Below are 21,234 nucleotides of genomic sequence, written 5' to 3' on the forward strand. Positions count from 1 at the left end.
AAAGACACCCACCGGGCCGGGCCCTGCCGTCACGCGGGGGAACGGTCAGTCGGCGCGGATCACCGGCTCACTGGTAGACCCGCACGTAGTCGATCTTCATCTGCTGCGGGAAGACCGTCGAACCGTCCGGCGGGCCGGGCCAGTCACCGCCGACCGCCGTGTTGAGGATCAGGAAGAAGTTGTCGTCGTAGACCCACGGGCCCACCGTGGTCTCCAACTCCTCCCGGTCCACGGTGTGCACGACCTGGTCGTCGACGGTGAACACCATGCCCTGGCTGTCCCAGTCCAGCGCGAACACGTGGAAGTTGGCGTTCGCCGGCTCGCCCAGGTCGAACGAGTTGCCGTAGCCGCCGGCGCCGAAGTACGCCGGGGCGTGCAGCGTCGAGTGGACCACGTTGGGCTCCAGGCCCACGTGCTCCATGATGTCGATCTCACCGCTGTACGGCCACGGGCGCCCGTCGTCGTAGAACGACGAGCCCAACATCCAGAACGCCGGCCACAGCCCCTGCCCGCTGGGCAGTTGGATGCGCGCCTCGACCCGCCCGTAGGTGAAGTCGAACTTGCCGTAGGTGTTGATCCGGCCCGAGGTGTACTGGCAGGTGGTGGAGCCGCTCAGCGGGTCGACCGGGCAGGTGGTCCCCGGCGTCTCCTCGCGGCGCGCCTCGATCACCAGGTTGCCGTCCCCGTCCATCCGGGTGTTGGCGTCCTCGGTGTACACCTGGAGTTCGTTGTTCTGCGCGGTGCCCGGGTCCGAGGTCCACTTGCTCGGGTCGGGCGTGCTACCGGCCGCGCCGTCGAACTCGTCGCTGAAGACCAGCTCCAGCGGCTCGGTCGGGTCCGGCGAAACGGGCGGGGCCTCCGGATCGCCGCCGGTGCCGTAGACCTGGAACTCCCAGAGCGAGTAGCCGTAGGGGCCGGACCGCTCGGTGCCGTACATCCGGACATACTGTCCGCTGCCGGTGACCTCGATGTTCTCCTTGAAGCCGGCCCCCTCGGTGGTCTCGTAGATGGTCTCCCAGTTCTGGTTGTCGTCCGAGACCTGGATCTCGTAGGACGTGGCGTTGGCCGGGTCCCACTGGAGGACGACCCGGCTGATCTCGGCGGGAGCGCCCAGGTCGACGGAGATCCAGCCCGGGTCGACCCAGCCGTTGTCAGGCGAGGTGGCCCAGCGGCTGGCCGGGTCGAAGTCGAAGGCGCGCTCGGGCACGCACTCCCAACAGTTGCCGTCGTGCTGCGAGGTGGAGGCCTCGGCGGGCTTGTTGTACGACAGCAGGACCTCGTCCTCGGGGGCCGCGGTGGCCGGCGAGGTCAGCGTGCCCAGGCCCAGGGCGGCGGCCAGGGTGGCGACGGCCGCGGCGACAAGCGCCGATCTGCGCCGCCGCGGTTTTCTCAGGTGCATGATCTCGTCCTGATCCTTTCGGTGGTGGGGGGTGGCGACCCGGAAGCCGCCGGTCGTTCCGGTGGTGGGGGAAACCACCGAGTCGTGGGGCCGGGCGGTCAACCGGTGAGCCGGTCCAGCTCGGCGCTCTGGGTGGAACGGGCCCGGTCCAGGTCGGCGGCGAGCGCCACCGTGGCCGGGTCGGTGCCGGCCTCGGTCTCCGCGCGGGAGACCTCGGCCGTCTCGGTCAGGTGCTCGTCGAGGTGGGCCAGGGCCTCCTCGTCGAACGCCGGCCCGTCGAGGGCGGCCAGCTCGGCCAGTTCCTCCCCGGTGACCATGCCGGGCATGTTGTGGCCCTCGTGGATGTTCACGTACTCGACGCCGGCCTCCGCCAACAGCGCGTGCAGCGCCTCTAGTTCGGCCTGGCGGCCGGGCACGAGGTCGGCGGCGAAGGCGCGGAGCGCCGGGTCCTCGGCCCGCTCGGCCACGGTGTCGAGGAACGGGAGCAGCTGTTCGTTGACCGGGATCATCAGCTGCGCCCAGGCCAGGTCGGTGGCGCTGAGCCCGCCGGCGCCGGCGTTGTCGCTCGGGCTCGCCGAGGGGGACGGCGGCGGCGAGGCCGCGCCGGGCTCCTCGCCCGACGTCTCGTTCGCCGAAGTCCCCTCCGTCGAGGAGGCGTTGGGCTCGTCGCTCCCGGAGGAGCCGCCGCAGCCGGTCGCCAGCAGCGCGACGCCGAGGGCGAGGCCCAGTGCGGTGCCGAGGCTGGCGCCCGGTGCGGCGAACGGTGTCCGGCCCATGGCCGAGCGTGCTGTCCCGGTCATGAGCCGGTCATCCGATCTCCCGTGATCCGGCATCGGCCCGTCTCGCCCGGGCCGATGCGCGTACCTGTCACTTCGCCGTCGCCGCCTCGCCGTGGTCCCGCCGTCGGGTCAGCCCCGACGGCGGGCACAGGCGGCGTCGCCCGCTCAGCCGGGGATGCCGTCAGGGCCGCACTTGATGACGGCCCTGATGCAGTCCGTCACCCGGCGCTCCATCTCCGGCTCCGGCCAGGCGTTGAAGAAGTCGCCGTGCATCGTGTATCCGGCTCCGGACGCCAACTCGAAGCGCGAGGGATCGCCCGTCACCGGGTACCGCAGCACCTGCCGGAGCTTGGGCACCGACACGGGGTGGGTGGACGGGCAGGTGCCCGCCACCGGGTAGGACATGTGGCTCTTGTGGTCCGGCGAGTCCAGGTTCACCCCGTCCCAGCACTGCGGGAAGTCCAGGTAGGACTCCAACGCGGTGCCCTCGGGGCAGTTGACGAAGTCCTTGGACGGGTCCACGTGCCCGGCGTGCAGGCAGGACCAACGGGAGGTCACCCCGGCGTCGTCGGGACCGGTCGCGACGGCGTTGCCGGCCACGATCTTGAGGCCCTGGGGCAGCGGCTGGGTCTGCGCGAGCGTCTGCTCGTTGACGCCCTCGCCCAGGTAGTAGAAGGTCGCGCTCTGCGGCTCGACGGGCTCGCCGTCCACGAAGAGCGTCGGCACCCAGTACGACGAGAGGTCGATCGCCGGGTCACAGGTGCTGTCGGATTCCAGCAGGTCCCCGAGGTTGGTGTGCGCGTCGGTCACCGTGCTCCCGAAGAAGCTGTGGCTGTGCGAGGCGCCCGGAAGCCCGGGGAAGACGATCGGGTCGTCGGGCCGCCGGTGGCTGAACTCGCACTCGGCGACGAACTCCGCCACCCGCACCGCCTCGGCACCGACCCGTTCCTCGGCCGGGGCTGGCGACTCGGCGGCCCCGGCCGTGCCGGCCACGACCAGCGAGGCCAGCAGGCCGGTGAGGGCGAGAACCGCCATCATCAGGCGCCGGGGGGTGCTCCACAGCGCGGTCAGGACACGAGATCGGCCGACGGGTTGTCTCACGGGTTGGTTCACGGCTCTCCCTATGGGGTTGTGGGGGCTGCCCCGCCCGGTCCGGTTGCCGGGCGGAGTCACCAGAGAGCGCTCTCTGAGCCCGGAACATAGGAGCGGCGGGAGGCAGCGTCAAGGAGTGCGACACATTCCCGGAACCGAGGCCAGGAGCGGGTGAACTCGGCCGTCGGGTCGCCGGGTTGCCTCCCGACCAAGATCAGAGAGCGTTTTCTGATCTTGGTCGGGAGGGCGGCGGTGCGGGGGCGTGCGGCGCGCGGGGCGGAGGCGTCGAGGCGAAACCCTCCCAAACGCCGCTCCCCGCCGGGTACTACGCTGGCCGACGGAACGAACCCACGGGAGCCCGGACGCACCGGGCTGAGAGGGAGGCTGGGCGGCCTCCGACCGTACGCACCTGATCCGGGTCATGCCGGCGAAGGGAGGAGGCGAGGCTTCATGGGAAGCGGCGAGAACCGGGAGACCGGCGCGGGCGCGGCCGCGGGGGCAAGCGCGGGCGCGGGCGAGAGGTCGCGCGCGGGCGCGCGTGCCGGCGCGGGTGCGGGTGCCGGCACGGACGCGGGGGTGCGCGCCGGGGCAACGGGGCTGCCGGGCGCGGGAGTACGCGCCGGCGTGGCGGGCACCGGACGGCCGCCACGGCCCGACGTGACGGTGGTCGGCGGCGGGCTGATCGGGCTGGTCACGGCGTGGCGGGCGGCCGGGGCCGGCCTCTCGGTGGCGGTGGTGGACCCGGCGCCGGGCGGCGGGGCCGCCTCGGTCGCGGCGGGGATGCTGGCCCCGGTCACCGAACTGCACCACGGCGAGGAGGCATTGCTCGACCTGAACCTGGCCTCAGCGCGCCGCTACCCGGACTTCGTCGCCGAACTGGCCGAGCACGCCGAGGGCGACGTCGGCTACCGCGCCTGCGGCACGCTGGCCGTGGCGCTCGACGCCGACGACCGGGCGCTGCTGCGCGAGTCACACCTGTTGCAGCGTCAGTGCGGCCTGGCGGCCGAGTGGTTGACCGGCCGCGAGTGCCGCCGCCTTGAGCCGATGCTGGCGCCCGGGGTGCGCGGCGGGCTGCGCGTCGACGGCGACCACCAGGTCGACCCCAGGCGGCTGACGGCGGCGCTGCTGGCGGCCTGCGAGCGTGCCGGGGTGGCCCTGGTGCGGCGGGAGGCGAGCGCGCTGCTGGTGAACGGCGACCGGGCGGTCGGGGTGCGACTCGCGGACGGGGACCAACTGCACGCGGCGCACACGGTGTTGGCCGGCGGCAGCCGGAGCGGGCGACTGGCGGGGCTGCCGCCCGAGGTGTCGGTGCCGGTGCGGCCGGTGAAGGGCCAGATCCTGCGGCTGCGCGATCTGCCGGGCCTGCCGCCGCTGTTGGGCCGCACGGTGCGTGCCGTGGTGCGCGGCGAGCAGGTGTACCTGGTGCCGAGGGCCAACGGCGAGCTGGTGCTGGGCGCCACCTCGGAGGAGCGCGGCTGGGACACCTCGGTCACCGCCGGCGGGGTCTACCAACTGCTGCGGGACGCACACGAGTTGCTGCCGGGGATCACCGAGCTGCCGCTGGTCGAGACCCGCGCGGGGCTGCGCCCGACCACGCCGGACAACGGGCCGCTGCTGGGTCCGACGGCGCTGCCCGGGCTCCAGCTGGCGACGGGCCACCACCGCAACGGGGTGCTGCTGGCCCCCATCACCGGCGAGACGCTGGCCGCGACGCTCACCGGGGCCGAACCCCCGGACCAGGCCCGCCCGTTCCACGCCGGCCGGTTCACCGGCGCGGGCGCGGGCGCGGCGACGGGCGCTGGCGGGCCCGCCGGCGCGGACCGACCCGCGAACGCCGGCGCGGGCACCGGCGCGAGCCCGCTGGCGCGCGCCGGCCGGTCGTCGGAGGTGTCGGCATGACGACGCCTCCCGACGGTCGGATGACCGTCTCCGTGAACGGCGAGGCCCGCGAGCTGCCGGCCGGCACCACCCTGGCGGCGCTGGTTGGCGAGTTGAGCGGCGCGCCCACCGGGTCGGCGGCCCCCGGCTCGGCGCCCCCCGGGACCGCGCCGTCCGGGATCGCGGCGGCCGTCAACGAGACGGTGGTGCCGCGCGGCCAGTGGTCGGGGTTCCGGCTCGCCGAGGGCGACCGGGTCGAGGTACTGACGGCGGTACAGGGAGGCTGAAGACGGATGACCGAGACAACCGAGACGAGCGATGCCACCGCCCACCGATCCGCGCCGCCCGCCGCCGTCGACGCGGACGAACCGCTGACGCTCGGCGCGCTGCGGCTCAACTCCCGGTTGATCATGGGCACCGGGGGCGCCCCCAGCCTCGCGGTGCTCCGCGACGCCCTGCGCGCCTCCGGCACCGAGCTGACCACCGTGGCGATGCGCCGTCTCGACCCGACGACCAGCGGCTCGGTGCTCTCGGTCCTCGCCGAGCTGGACATCGCGGTGCTGCCCAACACCGCCGGCTGCCACACGGCGGGCGAGGCCGTGCTGACCGCCCGGCTGGCGCGCGAGGCGCTGGGCACCGATCTGGTGAAGCTGGAGGTCATCGCCGACGAGCGCACCCTGCTCCCCGACCCGGTGGCCACCCTGGAAGCGGCCGAGACCCTGGTCGACGACGGCTTCACCGTGCTGCCCTACACGGGCGACGACCCGGTGGTGGCGCGGCGGTTGGAGGACGTGGGCTGCGCCGCGGTGATGCCGCTGGGCTCGCCGATCGGCTCCGGCCTGGGCATCCGCAACCCGCACAACTTCGCGTTGATCACCGAGCGGGCCGGCGTTCCGGTAATCCTGGACGCCGGGGCCGGCACCGCCTCCGACGTGGCGCTCGCGATGGAGTTGGGCTGCGCCGGGGTGATGCTGGCCTCCGCCGTGACCAGGGCGCGGCGGCCGGTGCTGATGGCGCGGGCGATGCGCGAGGCGGTGTCGGCCGGCCGGCTGGCGGCGCTGGCGGGCCGAATTCCCCGGCGGCACTTCGCCGAGGCGTCCTCGCCGACGGACGGTCTGGCGGCGCTCGACCCCGAACGCCCCGCTTTCGCACGCTGATATACGCTTCCGCCACTCCCCGAGGTTTCCCGGCGGGGTCCGCGCCCGATCTCTCGTTCTGGGAGCCCAGTTGAGTACTCCGACCACGCCCGGGTGGCCGGCCGGCGGCCCGGAGCCGCCGGGCGCGCAGCCCGCGCCCTCGGTGCCGCCGCCCCCGGCCCGGTTCGAGCCGCTGGCGGTCTGGGCGTTCGTGCTCTCGCTGGTCGCGCTCTTCCCGGTGGCGCTGGTGTTGGGCGTGCTCGCGCTGGGCCGGCTGGCCAGCGGCCGGGCGCGCGGCCGGGGCCTGGCCGTCGCGGCGATGGCGCTGGCCGGCGTCCAGATCGTGGCGTTGGCGGTGCTGGTGCCGATGGCGCTCAACGACTCCGACGACGGCTCGGGCGGCACCGCCGAGTCCGGGGAGCGGGCGCCGGGCGACGACGGGGAGAACGGCGACAAGGGCTCGGACGGCGGGACCGGCGGGGACGACGGGAGCAACGGGGACGACGGCGGCGACGCGGCGGGCCCGGACGGCGAGAAGCGGACGGTCCTGGACATCGGGATCGGCGACTGCTTCGACTCCTCCGGCGGCATCGACCAGTACGAGGACGAGGGCGCCATGGAGCGGTTCGTCACCGTGCTGCCCTGCGAGGCCCCGCACGAGGGCGAGGTGTTCGGCTCGGTCGAGGTGACCGGCTACGACGCCTTCCCCGGCGTCGAGGAGCTGGCCGCCTTCGCGGAGCGGGAGTGCCCCCGGCTGGCGCCCTCGTTCGTCCTGGACATGTGGGCGCTGCCGGCCGAGGTGGTGCCGTACTACTACCATCCCGAGTCCGGCGGCTGGGAGCTGGGCGACCGGGAGATCCTCTGCTTCTTCGCCCATGCCGAGGGCGAGGCGCTCGACGCCTCGCTGCGCGGCGACCCGGCGGACTTCGACGAGGAGTCGCTGGCCTATCTGGAGCTGACCAACCCGCTTGAGATCACCGTCTGGTACGAGCCGTTGCCCGGCGAGGACGACCTGGCGACCGGCCGGGAGTGGGCCGCGGAGATGGTCTCCGCGATCGAGGACGAGATGGCCTCGCTCTCCGACGCCGAGTGGCCCCGGATGGCCGAGCCGGTGGACCGGCTGCTGATCGCGCGGGAGGAGAGCCTCCCCGTTTGGGCGGAGGCGGCCTCGGCCTCCGACGAGGACGCGTTCTGGAGCGCGGTGGAGGAGGGGTACACCACGATGGGCATCGACATCGAGGTGGAGATCCGGCAGGCGCTGGGGCTGGCGTCCGGCTGAGAGGTTCTCCGGTTTCGTCACCGTTCCGCTTCGGTCTCGCCGCATTCCTGCCGCAACGGCCCGTCGACCGGCCGGCGGGCCGCGAGGGGCTGACGGGTCGCCGTAAAATCGGGCGCTGTGGACACCACCCTGCACGACCCGCTGATCGGACGCGTGCTCGACGGCCGGTACCAGGTCGTCGAGCGGATCGCCGTGGGTGGCATGGCCACGGTCTACCGGGCCGTCGACACCCGGCTCGACCGGGTGCTGGCGCTGAAGGTGATGCACCCGCCGCTGGTCTCCGACGCGGGGTTCGTGGCCCGGTTCATCCGCGAGGCCAAGGCGGTGGCCCGGCTCGACCACCCCAACATCGTGGGGGTGTTGGACCAGGGCGCCGACGGTGGCTACGTCTATCTGGCGATGGAGTACGTCGACGGCTGCACGCTGCGGGACGTGCTGCGCGAGCGCGGGGCGCTGGCGGTCCGGCCGGTGCTGGACATCCTGGAGCCGATGCTGGCCGGCCTCGCCGCCGCGCACCGGGCGGGCCTGGTGCACCGCGACGTCAAGCCGGAGAACGTGCTGATCGGCTCGGACGGCCGGGTCAAGGTCGCGGACTTCGGGCTGGTGCGCGGCGTGGACGGCCCGACCTCGGCGGACACGGGGTCGCTGCTGGGCACCGTCTCCTATTTGGCCCCCGAGCAGATCGAGAGCGGCGCGGTGGACGCCCGCACCGATGTCTACGCCTGCGGGGTGCTGCTCTACGAGATGCTCACCGGCGGCAAGCCGCACACCGGTGACTCCCCCGCCCAGGTCCTCTACGCCCATGTGCACCACGACGTGCCGCCGCCGTCCGAGGTGGTGCCGGGCCTGGCGCCGCCGCTCGACCAGTTGGTGGCCGCCGCCACGGCGCGCGCCCCTGAGGGTCGGCTGGCCGACGCGGCGGCGATGCTGGCCAGCGCCCGGCGGGCGCGGGCGGCGCTGAGCGACGCGCAGTTGGACGCGCCGCCGCCCGTCGTCGAGCGGCCCGAGGGGCCCGAAGGGGCCGGGGGCGCGGGGCCGCTGGGGCCCGAGGACGAGACGCGGCGGGTGGCGCGGCTGCCCGGCGCGGTGCGCCCGGAGCCGGCGGGCGTGGACCACACGGCCAGGATCGAGCTGCCCTCGGGCGCGCCGCTCCCGCCGGAGGCCCCGCCGCGCGGGCGGCGCCGGCTGTCCCGGCGCGGGGTGCTGTCGCTGGTGCTGGCCGGGGTGCTGCTGCTGGCCGGCGGGATCGGCGTCTGGTACATCAACTCCGGCCAGTTCCAACGCACTCCCGGGGTCTACGACCTGCCGGTCGACGAGGCGGAGCAGGAGCTGCGGTCGGCCGGCCTGAAGGTGCGGATCGTCGAGGACTACTCGGAGACCGTCGAGCCCGGCCATGTCATCTCCACCGACCCCGAACGCGGGGAGCGGGTGCGCCGGAACGCGACGGTGACCCTGGTGGTCTCGCGGGGGCCGGAGATCGCCGAGGTGCCCAACCTGCGGGGCGTGCCCGTGGAGGAGGCGAGGGAGCAGCTGGCCGAGGCGGGGCTGGCCGTCGGCGAGGAAACGGAGCGGTTCTCCGACGAGGTGCCCCGGGGCGCGGTGATCGAGAGCGATCCCGAGCCGGGTGCCGAGCGGCGCCCCGAGACCGCCGTGAACCTGGTGGTCAGCCGTGGCCAGGAGCTGTCGGTGCCCAACGTGGTGGGCGAGCCCGAGGGTTCGGCGATGCAGCGGCTGCGGGAGGCCGGCTTCGACGTGGAGGTCGCCGAGGAGCGGGTGCACTCCGAGGAGGAGGCGGGCACCGTCGCCGAGCAGTCCCCGGTGGGCGGCGAGAGCGCGGGCGAGGGGGACACCGTGGAGCTGACCATCTCCCAGGGCCCCGAGATGATCATGGTTCCCGACGTGCGGGGCGAGGACGAGGACGAGGCCCGCCGCATCCTGGAGGACCTGGGCTTCCGGGTCGACGTCAACCAGCTGTTCTTCACCGGGACCGTCTTCAACCAGTCGGTCAGGGGCGAAGAGGCGCCGCGCGGCTCGACGATCACCCTCTGGGTCCGCTGAACGAGCCCCCGAACGCCGCCAATCGGCGGTGTCTTCGACGCATTCACACGGTCGGATGCTTTGCCCTCGTGAAGCGTCCGCTACTGTGACGCGCGTCATAGGACTTAGGTCACATACGAAAGCCGGTAGTGCTCTCTTCGAGTTCTCGACGCCAGTCATAACGCGCCCAAACGGGTTTTTGCCGAGCGCGCCACACTACGCCATCTAGTACGTAGGGTTATTGCATTTCGTTTTTAAGGGCTGTTAACAAGGGCCATCGCGATCCGCGAGCACCACGCGAGAACAAGAGGACCCCTGAAATGCCCGCTCACCGCAGTCCCGGAAGTCCCGGCAGGACCGGCATCATTCGCTGGCGGCGCACCGCGACCGCCGCCCTGGCCACCACGGGCCTCGCCGCCGCAGCCCTCGCCATCGCCCCCACCTCGGCCGACTCGGCCGAACGCCTCTCCGATGTCGCCGACGAAGTGGCCTGGCAGGTCAGGGCCGTTGACGTGCCCGGGCAGGGCCGCGCGGCCCTGGAGGCGCCCGGCGACGCCACGCCCGAGGCGCAGGCCGTGCTCGCCGAGGCCGCGGCCAAGCAGCGCGAGAACGCCCTGCTGGTGTCCGATCCGAGCGCCATCCAGGCCGAAATAGAGCGCCAGGCGGCCGAGTCCAGGGCGGCCGAGCGCGCCGCCGACCGCAGCGCCGAGCGCGCGGCGCTGGAGGCCGAGGCCGAAGCGGAGGCGGAGGCTGAGGCCGAGGCGGCCGAGGTCGACGCCAAGCCGGCGGCCGAGCCGGCGCCGACCGCCGAACCCGCCGCCGAGCCGGAGCCCGAGCCGGCCCCGGCCCCCGAGCCCGCCGCGCCGGTGTACCCGGACAACCTCGACGGGTGGATCAGGGAGGCGCTGGACATCATGGCCCAGCACGGAATTCCCGGAACCTACGAGGGACTTCACCGGAACATCATGCGGGAGTCCAGCGGCGATCCCAATGCGATCAATCTCTGGGATATCAACGCGATCAACGGAACCCCGTCCATCGGTCTGCTCCAGGTGATCCAGCCGACCTTTGACGCCTACCACGTTCCCGGCACCCCGTACGACCTTTACGACCCGGTCGCCAATATCGTTGCTGCCGCCAACTACGCCTGGGACAGGTACGGTTCGATCGACAATGTGAACGGACCCTACTGAGATTCCGGCCAGGCTCTGCTGGCAGGCTGGGCCCGTGCAGCACGATGCGTCGACGCGCCGTCCGATCGGCGGCCATGTCCCCGTCGCGGGGGGACTGGCCGCCGTCGGCCTGCGCTATGCCCGCTCCATCGGCGCCGAGGCGGTCCAGGTCTTCGTCGCCAACCCGCGCGGCTGGGCCACCCCGCCGGGCAACCCCGCGCAGGACGAGGCGTTCGCCGCCGCCTGCGCGGCCGAGGGGCTGCCGTCCTATGTGCACGCGCCCTATCTGATCAACCTCGGCTCGCACAGCGCCGAGACGGCCGAGCGCTCGGTGCTCTCGCTGCGCCACTCGCTGCTGCGGGCCCGGGCGATCGGCGCGCTGGGCGTGGTCGTGCACACCGGCTCGGCCACCGGGGGCCGCCCACGCGAGGTCGCCCTTGAACAGGCCGGCCGGCTGCTGCGCCCGCTGCTGGCCGAACTCGACCGACTCGAAACGGCGGGCGGCGCCGTTCCCCGGCTGCTGCTGGAGCCGACGGCCGGTCAGGGCTCCTCGCTCTGCTCGGTGATCGCCGACCTGGGCCCCTATCTGGCCGCGCTGGAGCACCACCCGAGGGTCGGCGTCTGCCTGGACACCTGCCATGTCTTCGCCGCCGGCCACGACCTGGCCGCGCCCGGCGGCGCCACGGCGGTGCTGGACGAGCTGGAACGGGTCGCCGGCCCGGGACGGTTGGGCCTGGTCCATGCCAACGACTCGAAGGCGGGCGTCGGCAGCCACCTGGACCGACACCAGAACGTCGGCGCCGGCGCCATCGGCGAGGCCGCCTTCGCCGAGCTGCTGCGCCACCCGGCGACGGCAGGGGTGCCGCTGGTCATCGAGACCCCCGGCGGCGCCGAGGGCCACGCCGCCGACGTCGCCCGGCTCAAGGCCCTGCACCCCTGAGCCTCCGGACTCAGGGCTCGGGCCCCTCGCCCGGCTCCTCCTGGTAGGAGTAGCGCTGCTCGCGCCACGGGTCGCCGATGTTGTGGTAGCCGCGCTCCTCCCAGAAGCCCCGGCGGTCGGTCGTCATGTACTCGACGCCGCGCACCCACTTGGGGCCCTTCCACGCGTAGAGCTGCGGCACCACGAGCCGCAGCGGGAAGCCGTGCTCGGCGGTGAGCAGCTCGCCGTCCCGGTGCGTCGCGAAGAGCGTGGTGTCGGCCGCGAAGTCGGAGAGCCTGATGTTGGCGCTGTAGCCGTACTCGGCCCAGACCATCACATGGCTCACCTCGGCCGCCGGCGGCGCCAGCTCCAGGATCGTGGCCGCCGGCACCCCGCCCCACTCCACGTCCCGCATCGAGAACTTGGTGACGCAGTGCAGGTCGGCGACCACCGTGTGGTAGGGCAGCGCGGAGAACTCCTCGTGGGTCCAGCAGTGCTTGTCGCCGTCGGCGGTGGCGCCGAAGACCCGGAACTCCCAGCGCTCGGCGCGGAATCGGGGCACGGGCCCGTAGTGCGTCACCGGCCAGCCGCGCTGCGGCCGCTGCCCCGGCGGAAGCTCCTCGGCACGCCTCTCGCCACGGTGCTCCGGCTGACCCATGGCTCCATGGTGACAGACCGCCCCGAACGGTCCGCACCGCCACCGCCTTCCGGGAGCACCGACCGCTGCCAATCGGGTCAATTCGGTAAGCCTTCGCTTACTGGACGAACTGTCGTACCAGTGCCACGATGCGCGGACGGCGCCGTCGGCCATCGGCTTCGCGACGCGGTGATCGCGTCACCGCCATGCGCTTTGCCGCCAACCCGACCGTACAAACACGAGGAAGGAGATTTCCCCGCCATGCAGGGTGATCCCGAGGTCATCGAGTTGCTCAACGAGCAGCTCACCGCCGAACTCACCGCGATCAACCAGTACTTCCTGCACGCCAAGATGCAGGAGAACTTCGGCTGGACCAGGCTCGCCGCGTACACCAGGGCCGAGTCGTTCGACGAGATGCGCCACGCCGAGGTGCTGACCGACCGCATCCTCTTCCTGGAGGGGCTGCCCAACTACCAGCGCCTCTTCCACGTTCGGGTCGGGCAGACCGTCACCGAGATGTTCCAGGCCGACCGGCAGATCGAGGTCGAGGCCATCGACCGGCTGCGCCGGGGCGTGGAGATCATGCGGGCCAAGGGGGACATCACCTCGGCCAAGATCTTCGAGTCGATCCTCAAGGACGAGGAACACCACATCGACTATCTGGACACCCAGCTGGAGCTGGTGGAGAAGCTGGGCGAGGCGCTGTACATCGCGCAGCAGATCGAGCAGCCCAAGGAGGCCTGAGGCCGGCGCGGCCCCGTCAGACGGGCAGCGGCGCCGGCGCGGCGAAGGACGGCGCCGGCACGGCGGGCGCGGGAGCGGGCAGGGCCGGCGGTGTCGCGGGCTCGGGAACGGCCGGCGCGACCGCCGTCACCGCCGCCTCCTCGGGGCGCGGGCAGGCCCGGCCCAGCAGCCCCTGGATGCGCCGGACGCAGGAGCCGCAGTCGGTGCCGGCGCGGCACTCGGCGGCCAGCCGCCGGGGGGTGCAGGCGCCGGCGGCGGCGTGGCTGCGCACCTGTTCCTCGGTGACGCCGAAGCACGAGCAGACGTACACGCGTTACTCCCTGGCGGAGACGGCCCGACGGTGGTCAGTGAGGCCCTCAGCGAGCGACTTGGTGAGGTAAACCTAACCTTACTATCGACGGTCCGGCGCGGAAAAGCGCCCCGGGATGTGGCCAGCGCCACGTCCCGGGGCGTTTCTCCTCGTCCGCCGCTCCCTCAGGAGCGGTACATCTCCGCGACCAGGAAGGCCAGGTCGAGCGACTGGCTGCGGTTGAGCCGGGGGTCGCAGGCCGTCTCGTAGCGCTGGTGCAGGTCGTCGACGAAGATCTCGTCGCCGCCGCCCACACATTCGGTGACGTCGTCGCCGGTCAGCTCGACATGGATGCCGCCCGGGTGGGTGCCGAGGCCCTTGTGCACCTCGAAGAAGCCCTTGACCTCGTCCAGCACGTCGTCGAAGCGCCGGGTCTTGTGCCCGGAGGCCGCCTCGAAGGTGTTGCCGTGCATCGGGTCACAGACCCACGCGACCGGGGCGCCCGAAGCGGTGACCTTCTCCACCAGGGTGGGCAGCCGGTCGCGGATGCGGTCCGCGCCCATCCGCGTGATGAACGTCAGCCGGCCGGGGCGCCGCTCCGGGTCCAGCCGGTCGATCAGCGCGAGGGCCTCCTCGGGCGTGGTGGTCGGGCCGAGCTTGACGCCGATCGGGTTCTGGATGCGGGAGGCGAACTCGATGTGCGCGCCGTCCAGCTGGCGGGTGCGCTCGCCGATCCACACCATGTGGCCCGAGACGTCGTACAGCCGACCACTGCGCGAGTCGGTCCTGGTGAGGGCCGCCTCGTAGTCCAGCAGCAGCGCCTCGTGGGAGGCGTAGAACTCCACGGACTGGAACTCGGCCGGCTCGGCGCCACACGCCCGCATGAAGCGCAGCGCGTTGTCGATCTCCCTGGCCAGGGCCTCGTAGCGCTGCCCGGCCGCCGAGTTGCGCACGAAGTCCTGGTTCCACGAGTGGACCTGGTGCAGGTCGGCGTAGCCGCCGGTGGTGAAGCCCCGGACCAGGTTCAGCGTCGCGGCGGAGCTGTTGTACATCCGCAGCAGCCGGCCCGGGTCGGGGACCCGCGCCTCCTCGGTGAACTCGGCCCCGTTGACCGAGTCGCCCCGGTAGGTGGGCAGGGTCACGCCGTCCCTGGTCTCGGTCGGCTTGGAGCGGGGCTTGGAGTACTGGCCGGCGATCCGCCCGACCTTGACCACCGGGACCGCCGCCGCGTAGGTGAGCACCGCGCTCATCTGGAGCAGGGTCTTGAGCTTCGCGCGGATCTGGTCGGCGCCGACCTGGTCGAACGCCTCGGCGCAGTCCCCGCCCTGGAGCAGAAAGGCCCGGCCCTGGGCAACTTCGGCTATCCGGTCCCCGAGCTGGTCGCACTCGCCGGCGAAGACCAGCGGCGGATAGCCGGACAGCTCCTCGGTGACGGCGCGCAGCGCGGCGGGGTCCGGATACTCCGGCTGTTGTGCTGCGGGCAGGTCTCGCCAGGAGTCGAAGGAGATGCTGCTGTCAGCGTTCACGGTCACGCCCCCAGGTTACGGGGTGCGGTCCGGGGCGTTTCCACCCGCTCGTTCCGTGAGACGGGCGCCGGCGAACGGTGGCGCACGCCGGCGCGCGTGCCCTACAGTGCCGCCATGAACGTGCGACAGCTCACCTCCTGGTGGTGGCCCGCTCCCGAGGCGGCCCACCTCAGCGCGCGTTCCCACTGAACGAAGCGAAGGCCGCCCCCCGGGGCGGCCTTCGGCGTTCCCGCGACCCGCGCGGACCTCGACCCCACGGCCTCCCGGAGCGGCGGACCCCGTGTCCGACCCGACCCGACGGGCCCCTCTTCCGGGGCTCGTCCAGGAACTCCAGAACCTCCTGGCAGAGGACTGGCAGAGGAAGAGGCATCCCATGAAGCGTGTGGAGCACCCGGCACCACCGGCCACGCCCGCCACCGGGAACGCGGCGGAGACGCTGGCCCGGCTGCTGGCCGAGGAGCGGCCGTTCGCCCTGCTGCGGCGCCGCACCCCCGGGCACGACCCGAACGTGGTGGAGGTGCTCTCCGGTTCGGTCGAGGATGTGGAGCGCCTCTCCGACATCCCGCTCCCCCGGGGCGCGGCCGGCCCGGCCGCGCTGGCGCTGGTCCCGTTCCGGCAGCTGGCCGAGCGCGGCTTCGAGGTCACCGACGACGGGACGCCGCTGACGGTGCTGCGCGCCGAGCACGCGGTCGGGCTGCCGCTGGACGAGGCCCTGGCCGCGCTGCCCGACCACCGGGTCGCGGTGGCCGACGGAGCGTTCGACGTCTCCGACGAACGGTACGCGGAGATCGTGACCCGGGTGCTGGAGACGGAGATCGGCGCGGGCGAGGGCGCCAACTTCGTGATCCGCCGCACCTTCACCGGGACCGTGGAGGGCTTCACCAGGGCCGACGCGCTCGCGCTCTTCCGGCGGCTGCTGGTGGCCGAGCGCGGGGCGTACTGGACCTTTGTGGTGCACACCGGGGAGCGCGTGCTGGTCGGCGCGAGCCCCGAGGTGCATGTGCGGATGTCCGGCTCGACGGTGGTGATGAACCCGATCAGCGGCACCTACCGCTATCCGCCCGAAGGGCCGTCCCTGGACGGCCTGTTGACGTTCCTCGACGACGCCAAGGAGATCGAGGAGCTGTCGATGGTGGTGGACGAGGAGCTGAAGATGATGTGCGCGGTGGGCGACCGGGGCGGGGTGGTGGTCGGGCCCAGGCTGCGCGAGATGGCGCATCTGGCGCACACCGAGTACGAGTTGCGGGGGCGCAGCACCTGGGACGTGCGGGAGGTGCTGCGGGAGACGATGTTCGCGGCGACGGTCACCGGCAGCCCGGTGGAGAACGCCTGCCGGGTGATCGCCCGGCACGAGCCTGGCGGGCGCGGCTACTACGCGGGCGCGTTGGCGCTGCTGGGCCACGACGCCTCGGGCGGGCAGACCTTGGACTCGCCGATCCTGATCCGCACCGCCGAGGTGCGGGCCGCCGACGGGCGGCTTCGGGTGCCGGTCGGGGCGACCCTGGTGCGGGGCTCGGACCCGGCGAGCGAGGTCGCCGAGACGCACGCCAAGGCGGCAGGGGTGCTCGCCGCGTTGGGTGTGCGCCCCGAGGCGCCCGCGCCGGCGCGCGACACGGTCGAGCGCCCCCGGCTGGCCGAACACCCCGAGGTGGTGGCGGCGTTGGCGGCCCGGCGGGCCCATCTCTCGCCGTTTTGGCTGCGGATGCGCGAGCCGGCGCCGGAGGCCGTGCGGGCGGCCGCCGAACGGGCGCCCGCCGCGCGGGTGTTGGTGCTGGACGCCGAGGACAGCTTCACCTCGATGCTGGCCCATCTGCTGCGGGTGGTCGGGGCCGAGGTGGAGGTGGTGCGGTGGAACGCGCCGGGCGCGCGGGAGCGCGCGCTGGCGCACCCAGGGCCCGTGGTGCTGGGTCCCGGCCCCGGCGACCCGAACGACGGGGACGACCCCCGGATGCGGCGCCTGCGTCCGTTGGCCGCCGAGCTGTTGGCCGGCCACCGGCACGGCCTGGTCGGGGTCTGCCTGGGCCACGAGCTGCTCGCCGCCGAGCTGGGCCTGCCGGTGGTCCGCAAGCGCCGCCCCTACCAGGGCGCCCAGGAGCGGATCGACCTCTTCGGCACCGAGCGCACCGTCGGCTTCTACAACTCGTTCACCGCGCGCTGCACCGAGGAGACGGCCGGGGAGCTGGCGGGGCGGGGCGTGACCGTGAGCCGGGACGCGGCGGGCGAGGTGCACGCGCTGCGCGGCCCGGGCTTCGTGGGGGTGCAGTTCCACCCGGAGTCGGTGCTGACCATCGAAGGACCGGCGATCGTCGCCGAGCTGCTGAGCCCGGCCGGCGCCCCCGCGCTCTGAGCGCGGCGGGAGCGGCGGGAGCGGCGGGAGCGGCGGGAGGCGAGAACAGCGAGAACGGCGGGAGCGGCGCGGGGGAGGCTCACTCCTCCTCCGCGTCGCCCCGCCCCTTGGCCGCCTCGGCCAACTGCCGCTTGGCGACGGTCGCATAGATGTCGACATACTCCTGGCCCGAGAGGCGCATGATCGCGTACATCACCTCGTCGGTGAGCGACCGCAGGATGAAGCGGTCGCCCTCCATCCCCTCGTAGCGGCTGAAGTCCAGGGGCGCGCCGATCCGGATGCCGGGGCGCATCAGCTTGGGGACGACCTTCCCCGGCGGCTGGATCTTCTCGGTGTCGATCATCGCCACCGGCAGCACCGGCGCGCCCGTGGCCAGCGCCACCCGGGCCAGCCCGCCGGGCTTGCCCCGGTAGAGCCGCCCGTCGGGCGAGCGGGTGCCCTCCGGGTAGATCCCGAACAGCTCGCCCCGCTCCAACACAGCTATCGCGCTGGCGATCGCCGCCTCGCCCGCGCCCCGGCCGCCGGAGCGGTCCACCGGGAGCTGGCCGACGCCCTTGAAGAACGCCGCCGTCAACCGCCCCTTGACTCCGGGCGAGTTGAAGTACTCGGCCTTGGCGATGAAGGTGACCCGGCGGTCCAGGACCGCCGGCAGGAAGAACGAGTCGGAGAACGACAGGTGGTTGCTGGCCAGGATCGCCGGGCCCTCGGCGGGGACGTGTTCCTTCCCCTCCACCCAGGGCCGGAACGCGGCCTTCAGCCCCGCCCCCACGGACACCTTCATCGCTCCGTACAGCACAACGCACCTCCCGTGTTCGCCGATGCGGACCCTACCGGGGTTTCGCGTGCGTGGCGCGTCCTCGGGCGCCCCACGTAGGCTGGCAGGCGCCGTCGCACCCACCCGGGTCACCGTCCCGCGAAGGGAGCCCCCGTCGATGCGCCTTCTGCCCGGTGCCGAGCCGTTCCACCACATCTCCCAGGACGCCTCGCGGCGCGGGGCCGAGGTCGGGGTGCTGCTCTGCCACGGCTTCACCGGCAGCCCGCAGTCGTTGCGCCCCTGGGCCGAGGCGCTGGCCGCGCGCGGGCACACGGTCTCGCTGCCGCTGCTGCCCGGGCACGGCACCCGCTGGCAGGACATGGCCGTCACCGGCTGGCCCGACTGGTACGCGACCGTCCACCGCGAACTGCTGCGGCTGGCCGAGCGCTGCGAGCGGGTGGTGGTCTGCGGCCTGTCGATGGGCGGGGCGTTGGCGCTGCGGCTGGCGGCGCGGCAGCCGGGGAATGTCAGCGCGCTGGCGCTGGTTAACCCGGCGCTCACCTTTCCCGCCGCCAAGGGGGCGGCCCTCGCCGTGCTGCGCCATCTGGTGCCCAGCACCCCGGGGTTGGTGGGCGACATCGCCAGGCCGGGGGTGCGCGAGGTGGGGTACGACCGGGTGCCGTCGCGGGCGGCGCACTCGCTGCGCGAGCTGCTGTCCCTGGTCCGCGACGAGCTGCCGCAGGTGACCCAGCCGCTGCTGCTGATGCACAGCGCCGTCGACCACGTGGTGCCCCCGACGGACTCGGCGCTGCTGCTGGCGCGGGTCTCCTCCCTAAACGTGCGGGAGGTGGTGCTGACGGAGAGCTTCCATGTGGCCACCCTGGACCATGACGCGGAGCGTATCTTGCAAGAGACGGACGCCTTCATCACTCGCCTCGTGACCTCGCCTCGTGACAAGGAAGTCAGCCCGTGACGGAACGTGACCAGGAGCGCGGTGACGGCCGCGACCCGATCGACGAGGAAGCCGCCTGGGCGGAGATCGTCGCCGGCTACGGCGAGGAGCCCGCCGATCCGCCGGGCCTGTGGCCGCGTGCGGAGGACGTCGAGCCGGTGCGTCGCGTCGAGGCCGCCGAGGGGCTGAACGACGCGTTGAACGACGGGCCCGGCGTCCTGAACGAGGGGCCGCCCGGCGAGCGGCCGGCCGGCGACGGCGGGCCGCGCGACTGGGTCGCCGAGGAGGAGGACGAGGGCCACTTCGAGCCGCCGGAACCGCCGCCGCTGCCCCCGACCGACCTGACCACCAAGCTGTCCTGGCTGGCGGTGCTGGGCGGGCCGCTGCTGCTGGTCTTCACGGTGCTGTTCCAGCAGCAGATGACGTGGTGGGTGGTGACGCTGGGCGTGGGGGGCTTCCTGGGCGGGTTCGCCAGCCTGGTGAGCCGGATGCGCGATGGGGACGACGACTGGCAGGACCCGGGCAACGGCGCGGTGGTCTGAGGAACCGGCGCGGTGGTCCGAGGCAACGGCGCGGTGGTCCGAGGAACCGGAGACGTTCTCCGCGTCGCCGTCCGGCTCAGAGCGCGAGGACGGCCAGGACCGGCAGGTGGTCGGAGGCGGCCGCCAGGTCGTCCGGGTCGGGCGCGGTCGGCACCCCGCAGGAGAGCGGGGTGACGCCCTCGCCGCACAGCACGGCGTCGATCCGCCGCCGAGGCGCGGCGGCCGGGAAGGTGAACTCCCCGCCGACGGGCGCCCGTTCGCGCGCGTCGGTGAGCGCGCCGGCCAGCCGGCGGAAGGTGGCGCCGGTCGGCGGCTCGTTGATGTCGCCGGCCACCACGGCCGGCGTCCCGAACGCGGCGGCTCGGCGCAGCAACTCCTCGCCCTGGGCTCGGCGTTCACCGTCCCGCAGGCTGAGGTGGGCGCTGACCACGGTGAGCCTGGCGTCCCGTCCGAAGCGCAGCCCGGCCACCGCGAGTCCGCGCCGGTGCTCGCCACGGACCAGGGGGAACGTGGTCTCCTCCGTGTGCTCGACGGCCGCCCGCAGGCTGGAGAGGATCATCGTTCCGCAGCTGGGCGCGCCGCCGGTGACCGTCACCAGGCCGCTGTGCCGGGCCAGTTCGGCGGCGCGCTTGCGCCAGCGGAAGAAGCGCGGGGCCTCCTGGAGGCAGACCACGTCCGGGGCGCAGGCCCGGATCACCCGGGCCAGCGCGCGCTGGTCGTCCCGCAGGGACCTGACGTTGTAGCTGAGCAGCCTGACCTTGACCGACACCGCTGGTCCGCGCCCTCCTCAGCCCTGCCGGGCGAGGTCGGCCGCGCCCACCAGCCCGGCGCGGCCGCCGAGTTGGGCGGCGAGCACCTGGGCGTGCGGGCGGTGGCGGCCGCCCACCAGCCAGCGGCGGAACGACTTGCGGATGGGCTCCAGCACCAAGTCGCCCTCGTCGGAGACGCCGCCGCCGACGATGAAGGCCGAGGGGTCGAAGAGCGAGGCCAGGTCGGCCAGCCCGGCGCCGGCCCAGCGGGCCAGCTCGCGGAAGGAGTCGATGGCGACCGGGTCGCCGGCCCGGGCCGCGTCGCTGACGTGCCGGCCCTCGATGCCCTCGGGGGTGCCGTCGCCCAGGCCGAGCAGCAGCTCGGCGTTCTCCGGGGTGGCCGAGGCGCGCTGCCTGGCGTAGCGGACCAGGGCGCGGCCCGAGGCGTACTGCTCCCAGCAGCCCTGGCTGCCGCAGCCGCACAGCAGGCCGTCCGGCACCACCCGCAGGTGGCCGAACTCGCCGGCGACGCCGAACCGCCCACGGTGCAGCCGGCCGCCGATGATGATGCCGCCGCCGAGGCCGGTGCCCAGGGTGATGCAGACCACGTCGTCGTGGCCGGCGCCGGCGCCGAAGCGGTACTCGCCCCAGGCGGCGGCGTTGGCGTCGTTCTCCACCACGACGGACATCCCGACGCGCTGCTCGATCTTGTCCTTGAGGGTCTCGTGGCGCCAGCGGATGTTGGGCGCGAAGAGCACGGTGGCGCGCTTGTCGTCGACGTACCCGGCGGCGCCGATCCCGACGGCGTCGGCCGAACTCCCCTCGCCCACGGACTTGATGGCGTCGGCGATGGCCTCGATCACGCCCTCGGGGGTGGGCGGGGTCGGAACCTGAGAAGTGTCGAGGATCGTGCCACCCTCATCGACCACACCGGCCGCGATCTTCGTACCGCCGATGTCGACGCCGATCGTCAGTCCCATTTGTCCCTCAAGTGATGTCGGTG

The 21,234-nt window shown here is 73.4% G+C and carries 20 protein-coding genes and 1 riboswitch; of the genes, 11 read left to right on the forward strand and 9 right to left on the reverse strand.

The window, feature by feature from the left end:
* Positions 1–67 precede the first annotated feature (67 nt).
* From FH609_RS08100 to FH609_RS08110, 3 genes are all read right to left on the reverse strand, one after another.
* On the reverse strand, positions 68–1,399 hold the full coding sequence (locus tag FH609_RS08100; protein ID WP_139666431.1) for a family 16 glycosylhydrolase: 1,332 nt from the start codon (positions 1,397–1,399) through the stop codon (positions 68–70).
* 98 nt (positions 1,400–1,497) lie between these two features.
* On the reverse strand, positions 1,498–2,199 hold the full coding sequence (locus FH609_RS08105; RefSeq protein WP_139666430.1) for a DUF305 domain-containing protein: 702 nt from the start codon (positions 2,197–2,199) through the stop codon (positions 1,498–1,500).
* Positions 2,200–2,343: 144 nt separating this feature from the next.
* Positions 2,344–3,213 carry a DUF1996 domain-containing protein gene (locus tag FH609_RS08110; RefSeq protein ID WP_139666668.1) on the reverse strand — a complete coding sequence of 290 codons (870 nt, stop codon included), beginning with the start codon at positions 3,211–3,213 and terminating at the stop codon, positions 2,344–2,346.
* A 397-nt stretch (positions 3,214–3,610) separates the two neighbouring features.
* A riboswitch (TPP riboswitch) is annotated at positions 3,611–3,723 on the forward strand.
* 171 nt (positions 3,724–3,894) lie between these two features.
* Here FH609_RS08110 and thiO point away from each other — a divergent pair.
* The 7 genes from thiO to FH609_RS08145 all read left to right on the forward strand — a co-directional run bounded on the left by thiO (position 3,895) and on the right by FH609_RS08145 (position 11,712).
* Positions 3,895–5,169, forward strand: coding sequence for a glycine oxidase ThiO (thiO, locus tag FH609_RS08115; RefSeq protein WP_226961488.1), 1,275 nt, complete (start codon positions 3,895–3,897; stop codon positions 5,167–5,169).
* A complete protein-coding gene (gene thiS, locus FH609_RS08120; protein WP_405378838.1) occupies positions 5,166–5,435 on the forward strand; it encodes a sulfur carrier protein ThiS in 270 nt (89 codons plus the stop codon). The genes thiO and thiS overlap by 4 nt, the downstream gene beginning before the upstream one ends.
* A gap of 6 nt (positions 5,436–5,441) precedes the next feature.
* Positions 5,442–6,305: a thiazole synthase gene (locus tag FH609_RS08125; protein ID WP_139666428.1), complete on the forward strand. Its 864-nt coding sequence runs from the start codon at positions 5,442–5,444 to the stop codon at positions 6,303–6,305.
* 70 nt (positions 6,306–6,375) lie between these two features.
* On the forward strand, positions 6,376–7,563 hold the full coding sequence (locus FH609_RS30980) for a DUF4190 domain-containing protein (RefSeq protein ID WP_193317800.1): 1,188 nt from the start codon (positions 6,376–6,378) through the stop codon (positions 7,561–7,563).
* Positions 7,564–7,680: 117 nt separating this feature from the next.
* Positions 7,681–9,621, forward strand: a complete 1,941-nt coding sequence (pknB, locus tag FH609_RS08135; RefSeq protein ID WP_139666427.1) for a Stk1 family PASTA domain-containing Ser/Thr kinase — start codon at positions 7,681–7,683, stop codon at positions 9,619–9,621.
* A 299-nt stretch (positions 9,622–9,920) separates the two neighbouring features.
* Positions 9,921–10,793 carry a transglycosylase SLT domain-containing protein gene (locus tag FH609_RS08140; RefSeq protein WP_139666426.1) on the forward strand — a complete coding sequence of 291 codons (873 nt, stop codon included), beginning with the start codon at positions 9,921–9,923 and terminating at the stop codon, positions 10,791–10,793.
* A gap of 34 nt (positions 10,794–10,827) precedes the next feature.
* Positions 10,828–11,712 carry a deoxyribonuclease IV gene (locus FH609_RS08145; RefSeq protein ID WP_139666425.1) on the forward strand — a complete coding sequence of 295 codons (885 nt, stop codon included), beginning with the start codon at positions 10,828–10,830 and terminating at the stop codon, positions 11,710–11,712.
* Positions 11,713–11,722: 10 nt separating this feature from the next.
* Here FH609_RS08145 and FH609_RS08150 read toward each other — a convergent pair whose 3' ends face one another.
* The gene (locus FH609_RS08150) at positions 11,723–12,349 is read right to left on the reverse strand and encodes a sulfite oxidase-like oxidoreductase (RefSeq protein WP_139666424.1); all 627 of its coding nucleotides are present in this window, start codon (positions 12,347–12,349) and stop codon (positions 11,723–11,725) included.
* Between the two features lie 240 nt (positions 12,350–12,589).
* Between FH609_RS08150 and bfr the strand changes: the two genes are divergently transcribed.
* Positions 12,590–13,072 (forward strand): bacterioferritin, encoded by a 483-nt coding sequence (gene bfr, locus FH609_RS08155; protein ID WP_139666423.1) that lies wholly within the window; start codon positions 12,590–12,592, stop codon positions 13,070–13,072.
* Positions 13,073–13,088: 16 nt separating this feature from the next.
* On the opposite strand, the gene FH609_RS08160 is transcribed toward bfr, so the two are convergent.
* A complete protein-coding gene (locus FH609_RS08160) occupies positions 13,089–13,382 on the reverse strand; it encodes a bacterioferritin-associated ferredoxin (RefSeq protein WP_139666422.1) in 294 nt (97 codons plus the stop codon).
* Positions 13,383–13,546: 164 nt separating this feature from the next.
* Positions 13,547–14,893, reverse strand: a complete 1,347-nt coding sequence (locus tag FH609_RS08165; RefSeq protein ID WP_139666421.1) for a class II 3-deoxy-7-phosphoheptulonate synthase — start codon at positions 14,891–14,893, stop codon at positions 13,547–13,549.
* 367 nt (positions 14,894–15,260) lie between these two features.
* Here FH609_RS08165 and FH609_RS08170 point away from each other — a divergent pair, with 367 nt between their 5' ends.
* On the forward strand, positions 15,261–17,234 hold the full coding sequence (locus FH609_RS08170) for an anthranilate synthase family protein (protein WP_139666420.1): 1,974 nt from the start codon (positions 15,261–15,263) through the stop codon (positions 17,232–17,234).
* A 79-nt stretch (positions 17,235–17,313) separates the two neighbouring features.
* Here FH609_RS08170 and FH609_RS08175 read toward each other — a convergent pair whose 3' ends face one another.
* Positions 17,314–18,030 (reverse strand): lysophospholipid acyltransferase family protein, encoded by a 717-nt coding sequence (locus tag FH609_RS08175; protein WP_139666419.1) that lies wholly within the window; start codon positions 18,028–18,030, stop codon positions 17,314–17,316.
* Between the two features lie 136 nt (positions 18,031–18,166).
* On the opposite strand from FH609_RS08175, the gene FH609_RS08180 reads away from it, so the two are divergent.
* On the forward strand, positions 18,167–18,961 hold the full coding sequence (locus tag FH609_RS08180; RefSeq protein ID WP_139666418.1) for an alpha/beta hydrolase: 795 nt from the start codon (positions 18,167–18,169) through the stop codon (positions 18,959–18,961).
* Positions 18,958–19,482, forward strand: coding sequence for a hypothetical protein (locus FH609_RS08185; protein ID WP_139666417.1), 525 nt, complete (start codon positions 18,958–18,960; stop codon positions 19,480–19,482). The genes FH609_RS08180 and FH609_RS08185 overlap by 4 nt, the downstream gene beginning before the upstream one ends.
* Positions 19,483–19,558: 76 nt before the next feature.
* Here the strand turns inward: FH609_RS08185 and FH609_RS08190 are convergent, their stop codons facing one another.
* Together FH609_RS08190 and FH609_RS08195 are read right to left on the reverse strand one after the other, a co-directional pair.
* Complete coding sequence (locus tag FH609_RS08190) at positions 19,559–20,251, reverse strand: endonuclease/exonuclease/phosphatase family protein (RefSeq protein WP_139666416.1); 693 nt, start codon at positions 20,249–20,251, stop codon at positions 19,559–19,561.
* An 18-nt stretch (positions 20,252–20,269) separates the two neighbouring features.
* Positions 20,270–21,211 carry an ROK family glucokinase gene (locus tag FH609_RS08195; protein WP_139666415.1) on the reverse strand — a complete coding sequence of 314 codons (942 nt, stop codon included), beginning with the start codon at positions 21,209–21,211 and terminating at the stop codon, positions 20,270–20,272.
* Positions 21,212–21,234 lie beyond the last annotated feature (23 nt).

It is taken from the genome of Streptomyces sp. 3MP-14 (assembly GCF_006334905.2).
Taxonomy (GTDB): domain Bacteria; phylum Actinomycetota; class Actinomycetes; order Streptomycetales; family Streptomycetaceae; genus Streptomyces; species Streptomyces triticirhizae.

What these genes read in the sequence shown, in the direction of transcription:
- bfr (WP_139666423.1), top strand. Translation starts at nt 12,590, where the DNA reads ATGCAGGGTGATCCCGAGGTCATCGAGTTGCTCAACGAGCAGCTCACC.
- FH609_RS08140 (WP_139666426.1), top strand. Translation starts at nt 9,921, where the DNA reads ATGCCCGCTCACCGCAGTCCCGGAAGTCCCGGCAGGACCGGCATCATT.
- FH609_RS08180 (WP_139666418.1), top strand. Translation starts at nt 18,167, where the DNA reads ATGCGCCTTCTGCCCGGTGCCGAGCCGTTCCACCACATCTCCCAGGAC.
- FH609_RS08105 (WP_139666430.1), bottom strand. Translation starts at nt 2,199, where the DNA reads ATGACCGGGACAGCACGCTCGGCCATGGGCCGGACACCGTTCGCCGCA.
- FH609_RS08100 (WP_139666431.1), bottom strand. Translation starts at nt 1,399, where the DNA reads ATGCACCTGAGAAAACCGCGGCGGCGCAGATCGGCGCTTGTCGCCGCG.
- FH609_RS08170 (WP_139666420.1), top strand. Translation starts at nt 15,261, where the DNA reads ATGAAGCGTGTGGAGCACCCGGCACCACCGGCCACGCCCGCCACCGGG.
- FH609_RS08110 (WP_139666668.1), bottom strand. Translation starts at nt 3,213, where the DNA reads ATGGCGGTTCTCGCCCTCACCGGCCTGCTGGCCTCGCTGGTCGTGGCC.
- thiS (WP_405378838.1), top strand. Translation starts at nt 5,166, where the DNA reads ATGACGACGCCTCCCGACGGTCGGATGACCGTCTCCGTGAACGGCGAG.
- FH609_RS08125 (WP_139666428.1), top strand. Translation starts at nt 5,442, where the DNA reads ATGACCGAGACAACCGAGACGAGCGATGCCACCGCCCACCGATCCGCG.
- FH609_RS08150 (WP_139666424.1), bottom strand. Translation starts at nt 12,349, where the DNA reads ATGGGTCAGCCGGAGCACCGTGGCGAGAGGCGTGCCGAGGAGCTTCCG.
- FH609_RS08195 (WP_139666415.1), bottom strand. Translation starts at nt 21,211, where the DNA reads ATGGGACTGACGATCGGCGTCGACATCGGCGGTACGAAGATCGCGGCC.